Consider the following 15,317-nt stretch of genomic DNA (forward strand, 5'->3'; position numbering starts at 1 on the left):
AAAGATGGCTTCGGGAACCACTCCGAAGCCACAATCAACCTAAACCTAAAACTAAACTATGAAAATTCTTATTTTACTCTTTCAACATAGTCACCAGTACGTGTATCAATCTTAACTTTATCGCCCTGATTGATAAACATTGGGACTTTTATCTCTACTCCTGTCTCTACCGTTGCATATTTCAATGCATTTGTAGAAGTATCGCCTTTAACCGCAGGCTCAGAGTAGGTTATTTCTAATTCCACATGAGAAGGTGTTTGTGCCATAATCGGCTCGTCACTTTCAAATGCGATGATTACATTCATTCCTTCTTTCAAAAACCGGATACTTTTACCGAATAATAATTTCGGTATGTTAAACTGTTCGAAAGTATTATTATCCATTACCACTAGTGCATCACCATCTTCATACAAAAACTGGTAATCACTGGTTTCAACACGGCAAATCTCCACCTCTTCATCAACACGGAACCTATATTCAACCAATTTACCGGTTTTAACATTCCGCATTCTAGCCTGATAAAAGGCACGTAAATTTCCGGGTGTACGATGTAGAAACTCTTCTACTTGTACCAACTCTCCGTTAAAACGAAGTATGTTCCCACTTTTTACTTCTGATGCTTTTGCCATTTTCTTTGAAATTGTGCCTAAACTTTCGGCTTTTTTTCGTGCCGCAAAGGTAAAGACTATTTATTAATCCTGCAATAGTAATTTAAAAATATTTTTTTTAAGACATTTTAAGCCCTAAACAGCCCCGTTTGGCCTGTTTTCAAATATATATTTTAGTTATTTATAATCCGTCAACTCAACAAAATGGTTACAAAAGGAATACTCAGACTCCTGATTTGACCCTATAATCAGAGTTCGGTTTACCGAAAATCGTTCAATCAGGTGCAGATACCAGGCCATTCCTTGCTTATCCAGATTGGAGGTCGGCTCATCCAGTATAAGGATTGGAGTGTTTGCACAGCAAGCCAAGGCAAGCTTAGTACGCTGCTTCATTCCCGAAGAGAAGTATTTTAAGGCTTTATCCTGAGATTTCGCAAGCCCAAGCAGGTGTAACACCGACTCCGCATTCATACCCTCGTAGAAGGCTTTAAACTTGAAATGAAAGCTGATGGTTTCCTGAAGTGTAAATTCTTCAATTAAATCCAGATAAGGCGCAGCAAAACTAATGGACTTATAAACTTCCTCTACAGGGATATCAACCTCTGATTTGTAGCTTATTGTCCCTTCAGACGGAGATAAATTCCCCAGCAAGACGCTTAACAAAGTAGATTTACCAGAACCGTTAGGCCCTAAGACCGCGTATTTTTCTCCAGAAAGAAACGAATAGTCTATATTCCTGAAAATCCACTCCTGGTTAAACCTTCTTCCAACGTTAGCTAAGCCGATTGTCATCCCAGATCCTTAGCTACCAGAACCAAAGCCCTTCATTACACCACGGTTAGAGTTTCTGATAAAATCTACAATCTCATCACGGATCTCCGTAGGCTTAAATTCGGCCTCTATCATATCCAGAGCCTTGGTTACGTTGTTGTGCTTCACAAACAAAACCCTGTAAATTTCCTGTATCTCGTTGATCTTTTCAGACGAAAAACCTCTTCTTCTTAAACCAACAGAATTAATCCCGGCGTAAGACAAAGGCTCTCTGGCTGCCTTAACATACGGTGGTACATCCTTTCTAACCAATGAACCACCCGTAACAAATGCGTGTGATCCCACCTTTACAAACTGATGGATGGCCACCAATCCGGCCAGAACAACATAATTACCTATTGTAATGTGCCCTGCAAGCGTCGTGCTATTCGAAAATATGCAGTAATCACCAACTTCGCAATCATGCGCGATATGAGAATAAGCCTGAATCAGGCAGTTGCTGCCAATAACCGTCTTCCATTTGTCCTTTGTGCCCCGATTAATAGTCACACACTCTCTAATCGTGGTATTATCGCCAATCTCGGCCGTGGTCACCTCTCCTGCAAATTTTAAATCCTGTGGCACACCGGAAATTACTGACCCGGGAAATACCCTGCAGTTCTTTCCAATACGGGCTCCATCCATGATCACCACGTTAGAGCCAATCCAGGTTCCTTCACCGATCTCAACATCTTTATGAATTACAGCAAAGGGCTCAATAACCACATTATCGGCTATTTTTGCCTGAGGATGTATATATGCTAAAGGTTGTATCATGTAGTTTCGTTTTCTTTTACTTTTACGATTTGAGCCATCATTTCTGCTTCAACCACAACTTTTCCACCTACCATTCCAACACCTTTCATTTGCGCGATGCCTCTTCTAATTGGCTCCATCAAATCGCATCTGAAAACAATCGTATCGCCAGGTAAAACCTGAGCCCTAAACCGCACATTATCGATCTTAAGGAATAAGGTGAGGTAATTTCTTGGATCAGGTACTGTACTCAACACCAGGATGCCCCCTGTTTGAGCCATCGCCTCAATCTGAATCACACCCGGAAAAACAGGCGCTCCAGGAAAATGACCTTTAAAAAACTCCTCATTCATGGTCACATTTTTCAGACCAACAACATGAGTTTTACTCAGTTCTAATACCTTATCAATAAACAAAAATGGCTGACGATGAGGCAATATGTCCATAATCTGAACAATATCGTATAGCGGTTTTACATTGGTATCATAAACATGATGCACCTTTTTGTTTTTCTCTTTTTTGATAGCCGCTTTAATTTTTTTGGCAAAAGCGATGTTAGCCGCGTGACCAGGTCTTGCAGCCATAATATGCCCTTTCAAATGAACACCAACCAAAGCAAGGTCACCAATCATATCCAGCAATTTATGTCTTGCCGGCTCGTTTTGATACCTCAGCTCCATATTATTTAAAATACCCTGGGGCGCAACCTCAATTTCTGTACGTTTAAATATTTTAGCCAGATGATCCAACTCATCTTTGGTCACCTCTTTATCAACTATGACAATGGCATTATTTAAATCACCCCCTTTAATCAGGTTGTTTTGCAACTGATATTCAAGCTCATGCAAAAAGCAGAAAGTCCTGCACGAAGCAATTTCTTTTTTAAATTCAGCAATGCTGGATATTCCAGCATGTTGACTACCCAATACCGGTGAATTGTAATCAATCATGCAAGTAAACCTATAGTCATCCAAAGGCATTGCAACGATCTCAACCTTTCTATCGGGCTCTGTATAAGTAATATTATGTGGAATTTGAAAATACTCTCTATCCTGGTTCTGCACTTGGATTCCTGCACGCTCTAAAGCGTCTAAAAACTCAATAGCACTCCCGTCCATAATTGGTGTTTCCGGGCCATCAAGCTTTATCAGCACATTATCCAAATCCATCCCCACCAAAGAGGCCATAACATGTTCTACCGTACTTACACTCGCTCCATTCTGAGTAATGGTTGTTCCTCTTGCTGTATCGGTAACATTATCACAATCTGCATCAACGATCGGACTTCCAGGAAGGTCTATTCTTTGAAATTTAAACCCGTGATTTTCCGGTGCCGGACAAAATGTAAGTGTAACATTCGCTCCGGTATGTAAGCCTACACCACTTACCGAAACCTCGTTTTTTATGGTCTTTTGTTTAACGTTCATTATTATTTGATATTGTACTGTTTTGTTCGATGATCAAGTTAAGCTCCCTGATTTTTGCTTCCAGGTCTGCTATTCTTTTTTCAACGCTTGGCAACTGCTTAAAAATTACAGAAGCCCGCATCCAATCTCTTAATGGCTGAGCAGGAGTGCCATGCCACTGTTTATTTTCTTCAGTTATATTAAAATTTATTCCGGTCTGGGCACCAACCTGCGTTCCTTTGGCTAATGAAAGATGTCCCGCAATACCAACCTGGCCGCCAATAACAGACTTCCCGCCCAATTTTGAACTACCCGAAATACCGGTTTGCGCTGCAACAACACTGTGCTCACCTACATCAACATTGTGTGCAATCTGGATCAGATTGTCGAGCTTAACGCCCTTTCTAATGAAAGTAGAACCCATAGTCGCCCTATCGATGGCCGTATTGGCACCAATCTCTACATCATCCTCAATCACCACATTGCCAATCTGCGCAATTTTAGCGTACGTTCCATCTGTCTGAGGGGCAAATCCAAATCCATCACTACCAATTACACTGTTGGAGTGGATCGTGATATTATTCCCCAAAACCGATCGATTGTAGATCTTTACTCCTGGAAAAATGCTGCAGTTTTTCCCTAAAACACTATCGGCTCCAATAAATACCTGAGCCGAAATTTTACTGCCATCACCAATCTCCACATTTTCAGACACATAGGAAAACGCACCTATAAATACATTTTTCCCAATTTTTGCTGAAGGATGGATAAAAGAAGGCTGTTCAATCCCGGTTTGTGTATTACTCTGGTTAACTACCTCATTGTACTTGTCAAGTAAAACAGAAAAAGCACTGTAAGGATCAGCAACCCGAATTAAGGTGCTGCTTACCTTTTGTGAAGGCACAAAGTCTTTTCCAACAATTACTACTGAAGCATTTGTCTGGTATAAATAGTTCTCGTACTTAGGGTTAGATAAAAAGCATAAAGAACCAGTCTTACCATTTTCTATTTTAGAAAGCTCGCTAACCTTAGCGTTATCGTCGCCTTCAATGGTCCCATCTATAAACTCACTTATCTGCTTGGCAGTAAATTGCATTTTGCAAAGTTATATGTTAAATTGATATGAACAAATAAACCTCCGTAGGTTATTGATCAGTGTTCTTAATCAACAGCCTAAAAAACGGGATTAATTGTTTATTATTTTGTTAAATAATGCTAAATAATTCGGGGATAGCAGAGTATATGTTTCTTTACAGTCTTATCTAAAGATTCTAAGTTAGATAAATCCGATGCTTTTGCAATATCGATAATTGTATTGTTTTTCAACAGAATATTAATATTGCCACTACCGGCATTATAAGCTCTGTTTCTAATCATATCCGTAAATACAAAATAACATACGTCCGTTTCATTTAGATTTAAAAAAGCCGCTGTTCTTTCCCTCAAATCTTTTACCCTATTTTCATCAGGAACCTCATTACTGATTTCCACCTTATATAAGTTCCTTTGCGTCAGCATGCGACAAAGCTCCGATAAAATCCTGTCAGGATGATCTACCCATACCTTCACCGAGGCAAAAATATCCTGATCATCTAACTTCGAAAACTGCAACAGGTGCTCCTCCGAAGAAAAGAATTCCGGCTCAGTAATCTCATTTTTTAAAAAGTGCTGCAATGCGGGTGTTGCAAATAACGTTTCGCCATTTCCGGCCAGGTACTTTGCCCTTTCTAAAAGCTTCACCAGCAGCATCTCCCCGGCAATCACCGTTTTGTGTAAGTACACTTGCCAGTACATCAACCTCCTGGCAATCAAAAACTTTTCTATCGAATAAATCCCCTTCTCCTCAATCACCAGTTGATTATCCAGCACATTAAACATCTTAATGATCCTGTCGAAACTAATGACCCCCTCGCTTACGCCAGTAAAAAAGCTATCCCGGTTCAGGTAATCCATTCGGTCAAGATCCAGCTGACTGGAAACCAGTTGCGGAAGAAAAGCTTTGGCATAATCACCCTTAAAAATATTAATCGCCAAAGTTAACCGGCCTCCAAATTCCTCATTCAACTTTTCCATCATCATCATGGAAATATCTTCATGTTTAATCTCGTTAACCAGGGTATGCTCCAGCGCGTGAGAAAAAGGCCCGTGACCAATATCATGTAGCAAAATGGCAATTGTGGCAGCCTCTTCTTCAGCAGCAGTAATTTCATGCCCCTTCCCTCTAAGCACCTCAATCGCCAAACTCATCAAGTGCATAGCACCTAAAGCGTGATGAAACCTGGTGTGCAAAGCGCCGGGATAGACAAGATGAGTCATTCCCAATTGCTTAATATACCTGAGCCTTTGAAAATATGGATGAGAGATCAGATCAAATATGATTTCAGAAGGGATATTTATGAAGCCATATACCGGATCATTTATGATTTTCTTTTTGTTCAATCCTTAAAAATAAATTATGCGGTACAAAAATTGCTATTTTTATCCATAACTAAGAAAGAGAAGACTCTTTTTGAGGAATTATTTTTACATTATACAAATATAATGATGCAAGAGACTAAGATTTTATGGGCAGATGATGAGATCAACTTATTAAAACCGCATATATTGCTATTAAATGAAAAAGGATATCATGTAACCACATATACCAACGGTAATGATGCCCTTGAAGCATTCGGGAAAGAGCATTTTGATTTGGTTTTTCTGGATGAAAATATGCCGGGGATGAGTGGACTGGAGACCCTTAGTGCCATAAAAAATATCAGAAATGATGTGCCTGTGGTGCTCATCACCAAAAGCGAAGAAGAAAACCTGATGGAAGATGCCATAGGTTCTAAAATAGACGATTACCTGATTAAACCAGTGAACCCTAAACAGGTATTACTGACCATTAAAAAGCTCATCGACAACAAGCGTCTGGTTAGCGCAAAAACATCAATGGCATATCAGCAGGACTTTAGACGCCTGGGAATGACGCTAAATGACAAGTTAAGTTATGAAGAATGGGTAGACGTATACAAAAAGCTGGTATTCTGGGAGCTTGAGCTGGAAAAACTGGACGATCCACAAATGCATGAGATCCTGACCATGCAAAAGTCGGAAGCCAATGCACAGTTTTCTAAATTTATTGAAGACCATTACCTAAGCTGGGTAAACGGCAAAGGGAAGGCCCCTCTGTTATCTAATGAGTTACTAAAAAAGAAGGTATTCCCATTAATCAACAGCACCACCCCTGTTTTCTTTATCCTGATTGATAACCTTCGGTACGATCAATGGCGCATCATTAATCCATTAATTACCGAGTACTTTAGGATGGATGACGAAGATATCTATACTAGTATCCTTCCTACGGCAACGCAATACGCACGAAATGCTATATTCTCAGGCCTGATGCCTTTGGAAATGGAAAAACGCTTCCCGGGATTGTGGCAGAATGATGATGACGAGGGCGGAAAAAACATGCATGAGGGCACTTTTCTTGCTGATCAGATCAAAAGGAATCTACGTAAGGACTGCAAATTTAGCTATAACAAAATCCTGACTTATGATGACGGAAAGGCCTTGAATGAGCAAATCAACAACTTAATGCAAAACGAGTTTAATGCCATTGTTTACAATTTTGTTGACATGCTTTCACATGCCCGTACCGATATGCAAATGATTCGCGAGTTGGCTAATGATGATGCAGCCTATCGCTCATTAACGCTTTCCTGGTTCGAACACTCGCCATTGATGGATTTGCTTAAAAAGATTTCACAGAAACGGGTTAAATTAATCATTACAACCGACCATGGTACCATCAGGGTTAAACACCCAAGTAAAGTAATCGGCGACAGAAATACCAATACCAACCTGCGTTATAAACAGGGGAGAAACCTTAATTTCAATGCAAAAGAAGTCTTCCTGATTAAAAACCCTCATGAAGCCCAATTGCCTAAAATAAACATCAGCTCTAACTACATTTTTGCGAAGGAAGACCGCTATTTTGTTTATCAGAACAACTATAACCAGTTTGTAAACTATTACAATGAGACTTTTCAACATGGCGGCATTTCTTTGGAAGAAATGATTATACCTATTGCAACCTACAGTTCGAGGTAGTTAATAGCTTTTTTTATTGATTTAACGAAGGGGTGTGTCCAAAAAGATCGGACACACCCCTTCTTGTTATAAGACAGTATAAAGGACACTGTCCGTTCATAATGCCTTTACTGATCTTCTATAATGGTTGGATACCTACGCCGGAGTTGCGCCGGAGTAAAGAGGGGGTTGGTTCGGGTATAGAAATCGAAACAACCCCGTGTCAATACCGACTCAACCTAGGCGTAGCACCATGGAAGGTATCCTACCACACAGGACGCACTATAGAAGCACTATGGAACCACTGGTGTGCATTATGCGTCTTATAAGTTCTATCCTACACTGCCTGTCTGCATACTGAAAAATTTAGCTGAATTGTTATAAATTTGCTTTAGTATGGAAAATATAAAAATTGAAGTTAATGGGCTCGATGGTCTTGAAAATGCGGCTAAAAAAATTGTAACACGTACGCAGGACGACCACATCTTTATTTTTGAAGGAGAAATGGGCGCAGGAAAAACTACTTTAATCAAGGCTTTGGCCAAAGAACTAGGAGTAACCAAAGTGGTTAGCAGTCCAACATTTTCTATTGTAAATGAATACGACGCCCAAGGGAAGGTAATTTATCATTTTGATTTTTACAGGATTAAAAACCTTCAGGAAGCTTATGATATTGGTTACGAAGAATATTTTTACTCAGGAAATATCTGTTTTATAGAATGGCCGGAGAAAATTGAGCCTCTTTTGCCTCAACATTATGTAAAAATAGAAATTTCGGTACAGAATGAAAATGACCGTATATTGTCAATTTCAAAAATTTAAAGACTAAACGCTCTTTATTTCAGCTATTTTGCTTAATTTCAATCCAAATCAATAAATGAAAATGGCTACAGGATTACGCGAAGGTATGGCCTCCATTGCTCAGAAGGGTTTAATACAACCAAAAGAGGCAATGTCAGAGATAAATAAGAAGACCAACAGCTTGTACATTGGCATTCCAAAAGAAATCTCTTTTCAGGAAAACAGGATTGCGCTGACTCCTTTATCAGTTGCGCTCCTTGTAAACAACGGGCACAAAGTAATTATTGAAACCGGGGCCGGTGTAGGTGCAAATTTTTCTGATAATGATTATAGTGAGCAAGGGGCAACGATTAGCTTCAACAAAAAGCAGGTATTTGAAGCGGATATTATCGTAAAAATTGCCCCGCCAACTGTTGAGGAAATAGCCATGATGCACAAAGGGCAAACTTTAATTTCGGCCTTGCAGATGGGTGCACTTAAAGAATCATACCTGAAAACCCTCCTGAATAAAAAAATCAATGCCATCTGCTTTGAGAATCTGCGCGATGAAGGAAATATTTTAAGTGTAGTACGCTCAATGAGTGAAATTGTTGGAGCAACCTCAATTTTGATTGCTGCAGAATACCTAAGCAATGTAACCGGAGGAAAGGGTTTAATGCTAGGTGGCTTTACTGGTGTTCCACCAACGGAGATTGTTATTCTGGGAGCAGGAACAGTAGGCGAATATGCTGCCCGTACAGCGATATCATTAGGCGCGGAAGTCAAAGTGTTCGACAGCTCCATTTATCGCCTTAGACGCCTCCAAAACAACTTAGGAACACGGGTTTTTACTTCTGTAATGCAACCTATCGTATTGAGCAAAGCCATTACAACCTGCGATGTGGTGATTGGTGCCATTCGCGCTACCCATGGTAGAAGCCCTTGTGTAGTGATGGAAGAAACTGTTGCAAGAATGAAACCAAATTCAGTGATAATTGATGTTAGCATTGATCAGGGTGGTTGCTTTGAAACTTCACAAGTAACCAACCATAAAGATCCGGTATTTAGAAAGCACGATGTTATTCATTATTGTGTGCCAAATATTGCCTCCAGAGTACCTAGAACAGCCTCTTACGCCCTAACCAATATCTTTACCCCTATTTTGTTGGATATCGGTGAAATGGGTGGACTGATGAACGTCGTTTGGAGCACTCCCGGGATCAGAGAAGCGCTTTACATTTATCAGGGGCATTTAACCAGTAAAGATCTGGCCAATATGTTTAATCTACCCTATAAAGATCTCGATTTACTCCTGGCAGCTAACCAATAATGCGCTGGTCAATAAAAAAAACCATCCTGCTTTTATTGGTAGGCTGTTGTCTTTCTGTTCAGGCACAGAAAAACAAACTCAATCCTTTTGGACTGAAGGTGGACTCCTATACGGACTATTTAGACTCCTGCAAAAAGAATACAGATTATCAGCTTTTAGAAATTACAAAATATGTCCCAGGCCTTGTCCTCGACATCAAATACGCAACGAAAGATAATTTTATGAAGCGTGTAATGTACCCTCAGGCTCGTGCATTTGCCCGAAGGCCCGTGGTCATGCAACTAAAAAGAGTACAGGCGGAGCTTAAAAAGAAAGGCTATGGCCTAAAAATTTTCGATGCTTACCGTCCCTACAGCATAACAGTTGCTTTTTACAAGGAGGCCTCTGATAAAGCATTTGTTGCCAACCCAAACAAGGGCTCAAGACACAATCGAGGCTGTGCGATTGACCTCACCCTGATTGATTTGAAAAGTGGTCAGGAGCTTAAAATGCCAACTCCTTACGACAGTTTTGCACCCGAAGCTGCCGTTACTTATACCAATCTACCACCCCAAATTATAAAAAACAGGCAATTGTTAATCAGCACAATGCAGCGCTATGGCTTCAAGGTATTGGAAAATGAATGGTGGCATTTCGATTTTACGGGTTGGCAGGCCTATGATTTGATGGACATTTCCTTTCAAAAGCTATAATCTTTTTAAGCCCGATTTAAAATTTTTCATGGATATAGGTCATAATCCGGACCATTTCTCTTCGCACATCGCTGGCAGGTACCACAAAGTTGTTGTTCATAAAGGAAAAAATATATGTTTTCCCTTTTTTGGTAAGAACATAGCCACTTTGATTGTGCACTCCGGAAAGTGTGCCGGTTTTACCAAACACAAAGGGCTGGTCTGTTTTTGGGTACGCATTTCTGAGTGTCCCACTTTTACCTCCCGCCGGTAGCATACTGAATAACCGTTGCGGATCATTTACCTGTTTATAAATCATATCGAGCAATTTGACCATGTCTCTTGGCGTAAATAGATTACGTCTTGACAGGCCAGATCCATCTACCCAACGAGGTTTATCAGGCAAATCCGACAGGTAATTCTTTTCGATATAAGCAATGGCCTTATAAGTATTCAGTTCTTCTCCCAGTTGATTGGCGAACACCAGCAGCAGCTGTTCTGCAATAAAATTGTCGCTTGGCAACATCATTTCCTTTAACACTGAGTCAGTTTTTAAATTATAAATGGTTTTTGCATTCTCAGGCATTTTTAGTTTAATTAACTGAATGTCTTTGTGAAGCGTATCAGAAAGCATGGTTAATGTAAGAGGAAGGCTTACTTTATATGGAACTTGCTGGTTATAAGCTGCTGGAATGGGGACATTTGGATACTTAAAATGGTTGGTAGTAAAATCACGGATTACACTAAATGTCTTTTCTTCGGAAATGGAATCCATTGCAAAGCAGTCTTTAAGTACAGCCGGAGAAATAACCAGCTTCCCAATTTTAGCCCTAATGTCAACCAAATTATCCATAAGGGGCAGTTCATTGATCTCAGCCTGATAATAGTCATTATAATCATCCCACTGCCAGCCACTTCCATAAAAATTTCCGGTATACCTACCCGGGGCATAGAATAGCTTTTTAGTGCTGTTTCTTAAAAAATCTGCTGCTTTTGTTCCTTTTAATTTGCTTTGCAAAAAAGAGGGATCACCTGTTCCCCAAAAGATAAGAGAATCGCCTCGTTCTATATACCTGAGGGAGGGAATAGAGTCCGGGGTCATTTTTAATCCGGCATAAAAAGTATATAACTTGGTGTTTGACGCCGGTGTAAAGTATTGATCAGCATGTTGTTCAAACAACATTCGATCTGCAGTCATGTCATACAATGCAAAGCCTGCATAATACTGTTTAAGGACCGGAGAACTTGAAAACACCTTAGTCAAGCTTTTGGAAATCCTCTTCTCTGTAGAGCACCCTATTGATAAAGCCATGCCAATTATGGCGGCAAAAAAGATGGGTTTTATATTATTATTCTTTAACTGAATACTTTTATGCTTAGATCGAACCATACTGCGTACTAATTTATTAATTTAGTTTAATGAAATTGTTAATGAGCAGGATTAATTTAAGTACCCTTAGAATTTATCAGATTATACTGATGATTCTATTTTGTACTGCAATTACAGCTCAGGGGCAACAGTTTTATTTTAAAGGAGATCGGAATAAGGATGTCATACCTTTTACAATGGTTAAAAACCTGATTATCATTCCGCTTTATTTGAACGAAAAGGGCCCCTTTAACTTTATTTTAGATACCGGCGTTGGCCCTATGATCATTACTGATCCGAGCTTAATAGACAGTATTGGTTTAAAGGTATCACGTTCCATTAAAATATCGGGATTGGGTAAGGGCAATGAAATAGATGCTTATATCTCCAATGATGTTTCGGCACAACTGGGTAAAGCGTACATAGACGAGATTCCTACGGCGATATTAAAGGAGGACATTTTTGGGTTATCCAATTATCTGGATACAAAAATTTATGGCTTACTGGGCTATTATTTTTTCAAAAGCTTTATAGTTGAGTTACGGTATTCGACTAAAAAAATACTGTTTAAAGATCCCGGAAGTGGTGGTAAAATCAAAGGCGAAAGGGTTCCCATAGAAATCAGTGCGTATAAGCCTTATGCAAACATTACGATTGAAAATGAGGAACATGGAAAAATTGAAATCAAAACACTAATTGATAATGGCGCCAGTCATGCCATTTCCTTAGAGCGGCTCCATGAACAGCCATTCCCTGTTCCCCCATCTTCAATAAAGGCAAACCTTGGGGTAGGCATGAGTGGCCCTATAGATGGTTGTATTGGCCGTATTTCGGCATTAAAAATAGGTAGCTTTACCTTGAAAAGAGTTTTAGCCTCTTATCCCAAATATGACGATGTTGCTGCTAAAATTTTTCTTAGGGATCGCAATGGAAACCTGGGAGCAGATGTCCTGAGCCGGTTTAATGTGGTATTCGATTATGCCGACAATTCAATGTATTTAAGAAAAAACAGCCAATTTACCCGCCCTTTTGAGCATGATATGTCCGGAATTGAGTTATATGTTCATAACGATAAAATGAAGCGCTATTTCGTAAGCAGAATTGAGCCAGATTCGCCAGCACAAAAAGCCGGTGTTTTGGTTGATGACGAGATTGTTACGATAAATTTGGCCCCGGTATCAACCTATAAACTAAATGACATCAACAACCTTTTTAAGTCTGCCAATGGCAAAACAATCATTCTTTCCATTATGAGGAACAATGAATTGATGGTTAAGGTATTTAAGCTTAAACAAAGAATTTAAATGATTCTTATAACTTTGCTTTTCAATATAGAAGCCTTAATCCTTCCATGACGAAGTCCAGTATCCTAATCCCACTGACATGCCTTGCGTTGCTCATGAGCAGCTGTAACAATACCACTAAAGAAAGTTCGAAAGCCAATGGCCGATTATCCTTTGATTCGATTATAGGCATCAAATATTATGAAATAAAACGCCGTTTCAGTACTGGTCTTTCCTTTAATGAATTGGGCTTTCAGCAGGAACCCACATGGATTATCCAGTTTAAATCGCAGGATTCCATTATGGCCTATAGTCCACAGAAGAAAAGGATGCAAAGCTTTTTCCTGCATTATGACCATGGCGACGTGTATAATTTTGCAAAAGAATGGTTTAAAATTAAAAAGATCAGTAAGGACAGCATGGTCTTCCAACGACTTCATCTAACGGGTCGTGAAATCTCGAAAGATATCAGTTCGGATGTAAATATGACGTGGTACTCAGAAAATTACATCAACAATGTGCTTAAGACGACGGCCGAAGCGCTACAGCGTCCTACAAAGGCTGATACGGCTTACATTCAAAACTTAGCAGAAAAATCGAATAGGAACCCTGATAACCGCGATAGTGCCTTCGCAGGCCGCGAACCGGTAATGTTTATTCCTTTAAGCAAAATGATTCAGGTAAAAAAAATTAGTACGGTTGACAAGCTTCTTGGCAGAACAGAATCCTATGATTATCTTTTCCCTAGTTACCGGATAGATATTACGAAAGCTTATGCTAATTTTGGCTATGAATTCTCGGCCCTGGTGGATGCAAAAGGTAAAATTCACCTCGGAAAATTCCGTGTAGATTTCCCTGAAAATTATGAGCCGAGGAAGAAAACATTAGAGGCAATAATCAACGTTTATCTTCAAAACCTTTTGAAGGTAATTCCCGGAAAAACTTTAGGATTTCCGCACTCCAGCGAAATTAATTTGATTGTCACAGGCCGCAAAAATAGTGCTTAAAGGGCGTTTTATTTTATATTTATCAAAAAATGAAGCGTTTGCATATTATAAAAAAATAATATGTACCTTGCACACTTAATTTTAATAAATAATACAATGCAAGAAGGAACAGTAAAATTTTTTAATGTAACTAAAGGTTTCGGATTTATTATCCCTGCAAACGGAGATAGCGAAATTTTTGTACATTCAACAGGCCTTATCGACGAAATTCGTGAGAACGACAAAGTTGAATACGACGTTGAAAGCGGCAAAAAAGGGTTGAATGCGATTAATGTTAAAGTAATCTAGATTATTAAAAACATAAATTGTACAGCATCGCGGATAACCCGCGATGCTTTTTTGTTTTAAAGAGGTTTATTTCTTGCTTTTGATCAACTCAAAAAGCATTTCAGGCTCGTTCGTTGTAATAAAATCGATGTTACTATCAAGCAGCCATTTCATCTCCGGCGCTCCATTTACTGTCCAGGCGTTGATAGTCAGGCCAAGTTCTTTAGCTTTTGCAAACCACTCCCCTTTTTGATATACTCCATATTGGTAATCAGCCCCATAAAAACCATCTTGTTTAAGTTTTTCCAGGGGAGCATTACCTGCAAGGTAGGCAACATTCGCACCTGGTTGTAATTCTTTAACCTTTTTCAGGATGTCGTAACTAAAGCTAATATAATCCACCCAAGGCTGTGCTTTTAACTTTCCGACCATAGCTACGACTTTAGTGGTTAAAATTTTGTCGTTTTCCGCCCCTGCTTTTGAAGGCTTGATCTCAAGTATCAGCTTGGTAGTCTTCTGCTTCATACCGGCCTTTAAATAGCTCTCCAGCGTAGGAATAGATTCTCCATTCGATAGCTTCTTACTCAACAATTCCTGATAGGTTGATTTTTCAATTGGTAAGCCTAAAAAATCAGGATCATGATTAACCACCAATACACTGTCGGAAGTCATGTGAACATCAAATTCAGATCCATAACAACCAATTCGTATAGCTTCATTTAATGATGCAATCGAATTTTCCGGAAATGCATTCTTTTTCCAGGCACCGCGATGTGCAATCACCAAATTTTTGTTCCAGGTTTTAAAACTATTTGTCTTTTTCTGCGCAAATGCGCCGTTTAAGGTCACTACCATAAGGATAATGATTAAAGATGAATGTTTCATTTGCTTGTGTTTTTTTTACTAAAATATCATTAAAAAGATAATATATATGTTTTCTTAAAGTTAATATT

15 protein-coding genes are annotated in these 15,317 nt (G+C 39.3%); 7 read left to right on the forward strand and 8 right to left on the reverse strand.

The window, feature by feature from the left end; genetic code table 11:
• Window positions 1-68: 68 nt before the first annotated feature.
• The 6 genes from efp to P0Y49_21285 form a co-directional block, all read right to left on the reverse strand.
• Window positions 69-629 (reverse strand): elongation factor P, encoded by a 561-nt coding sequence (gene efp / locus P0Y49_21260; protein WEK19308.1) that lies wholly within the window; start codon window positions 627-629, stop codon window positions 69-71.
• 156 nt (window positions 630-785) lie between these two features.
• Window positions 786-1,400, reverse strand: a complete 615-nt coding sequence (locus P0Y49_21265) for an ATP-binding cassette domain-containing protein (protein WEK19309.1) — start codon at window positions 1,398-1,400, stop codon at window positions 786-788.
• A 9-nt stretch (window positions 1,401-1,409) separates the two neighbouring features.
• Window positions 1,410-2,195, reverse strand: coding sequence for an acyl-ACP--UDP-N-acetylglucosamine O-acyltransferase (lpxA, locus tag P0Y49_21270; protein ID WEK19310.1), 786 nt, complete (start codon window positions 2,193-2,195; stop codon window positions 1,410-1,412).
• Window positions 2,192-3,601, reverse strand: coding sequence for a bifunctional UDP-3-O-[3-hydroxymyristoyl] N-acetylglucosamine deacetylase/3-hydroxyacyl-ACP dehydratase (locus tag P0Y49_21275; protein ID WEK19311.1), 1,410 nt, complete (start codon window positions 3,599-3,601; stop codon window positions 2,192-2,194). Before P0Y49_21275 ends, lpxA begins: the two co-directional genes overlap by 4 nt.
• Window positions 3,591-4,676 carry a UDP-3-O-(3-hydroxymyristoyl)glucosamine N-acyltransferase gene (gene lpxD, locus P0Y49_21280; GenBank protein WEK19312.1) on the reverse strand — a complete coding sequence of 362 codons (1,086 nt, stop codon included), beginning with the start codon at window positions 4,674-4,676 and terminating at the stop codon, window positions 3,591-3,593. Before lpxD ends, P0Y49_21275 begins: the two co-directional genes overlap by 11 nt.
• Before the next feature lie 119 nt (window positions 4,677-4,795).
• Window positions 4,796-6,019: an HD domain-containing protein gene (locus P0Y49_21285; GenBank protein ID WEK19313.1), complete on the reverse strand. Its 1,224-nt coding sequence runs from the start codon at window positions 6,017-6,019 to the stop codon at window positions 4,796-4,798.
• 105 nt (window positions 6,020-6,124) lie between these two features.
• On the opposite strand from P0Y49_21285, the gene P0Y49_21290 reads away from it, so the two are divergent.
• From P0Y49_21290 to P0Y49_21305, 4 genes are all read left to right on the forward strand, one after another.
• Window positions 6,125-7,678, forward strand: a complete 1,554-nt coding sequence (locus tag P0Y49_21290; protein ID WEK21820.1) for a bifunctional response regulator/alkaline phosphatase family protein — start codon at window positions 6,125-6,127, stop codon at window positions 7,676-7,678.
• A 375-nt stretch (window positions 7,679-8,053) separates the two neighbouring features.
• Entirely contained in the window at window positions 8,054-8,479 is a 426-nt protein-coding gene (gene tsaE, locus P0Y49_21295; GenBank protein WEK19314.1) for a tRNA (adenosine(37)-N6)-threonylcarbamoyltransferase complex ATPase subunit type 1 TsaE, read from the forward strand.
• A gap of 61 nt (window positions 8,480-8,540) precedes the next feature.
• Window positions 8,541-9,767, forward strand: a complete 1,227-nt coding sequence (locus P0Y49_21300; protein ID WEK19315.1) for an alanine dehydrogenase — start codon at window positions 8,541-8,543, stop codon at window positions 9,765-9,767.
• Window positions 9,767-10,459, forward strand: coding sequence for a M15 family metallopeptidase (locus P0Y49_21305; protein WEK19316.1), 693 nt, complete (start codon window positions 9,767-9,769; stop codon window positions 10,457-10,459). Before P0Y49_21300 ends, P0Y49_21305 begins: the two co-directional genes overlap by 1 nt.
• Before the next feature lie 16 nt (window positions 10,460-10,475).
• Here the strand turns inward: P0Y49_21305 and P0Y49_21310 are convergent, their stop codons facing one another.
• Complete coding sequence (locus P0Y49_21310; GenBank protein ID WEK19317.1) at window positions 10,476-11,828, reverse strand: D-alanyl-D-alanine carboxypeptidase; 1,353 nt, start codon at window positions 11,826-11,828, stop codon at window positions 10,476-10,478.
• A gap of 41 nt (window positions 11,829-11,869) precedes the next feature.
• Between P0Y49_21310 and P0Y49_21315 the strand changes: the two genes are divergently transcribed.
• The 3 genes from P0Y49_21315 to P0Y49_21325 all read left to right on the forward strand — a co-directional run bounded on the left by P0Y49_21315 (window position 11,870) and on the right by P0Y49_21325 (window position 14,385).
• Complete coding sequence (locus tag P0Y49_21315) at window positions 11,870-13,111, forward strand: aspartyl protease family protein (protein WEK19318.1); 1,242 nt, start codon at window positions 11,870-11,872, stop codon at window positions 13,109-13,111.
• Between the two features lie 47 nt (window positions 13,112-13,158).
• Complete coding sequence (locus tag P0Y49_21320; protein WEK19319.1) at window positions 13,159-14,097, forward strand: hypothetical protein; 939 nt, start codon at window positions 13,159-13,161, stop codon at window positions 14,095-14,097.
• 96 nt (window positions 14,098-14,193) lie between these two features.
• Window positions 14,194-14,385, forward strand: a complete 192-nt coding sequence (locus P0Y49_21325) for a cold-shock protein (GenBank protein ID WEK19320.1) — start codon at window positions 14,194-14,196, stop codon at window positions 14,383-14,385.
• A gap of 66 nt (window positions 14,386-14,451) precedes the next feature.
• Here P0Y49_21325 and P0Y49_21330 read toward each other — a convergent pair whose 3' ends face one another.
• Complete coding sequence (locus tag P0Y49_21330; GenBank protein ID WEK19321.1) at window positions 14,452-15,249, reverse strand: glycerophosphodiester phosphodiesterase family protein; 798 nt, start codon at window positions 15,247-15,249, stop codon at window positions 14,452-14,454.
• Window positions 15,250-15,317 lie beyond the last annotated feature (68 nt).

The sequence above is a fragment of the Candidatus Pedobacter colombiensis genome, from assembly GCA_029202485.1.
Classification (GTDB): domain Bacteria; phylum Bacteroidota; class Bacteroidia; order Sphingobacteriales; family Sphingobacteriaceae; genus Pedobacter; species Pedobacter colombiensis.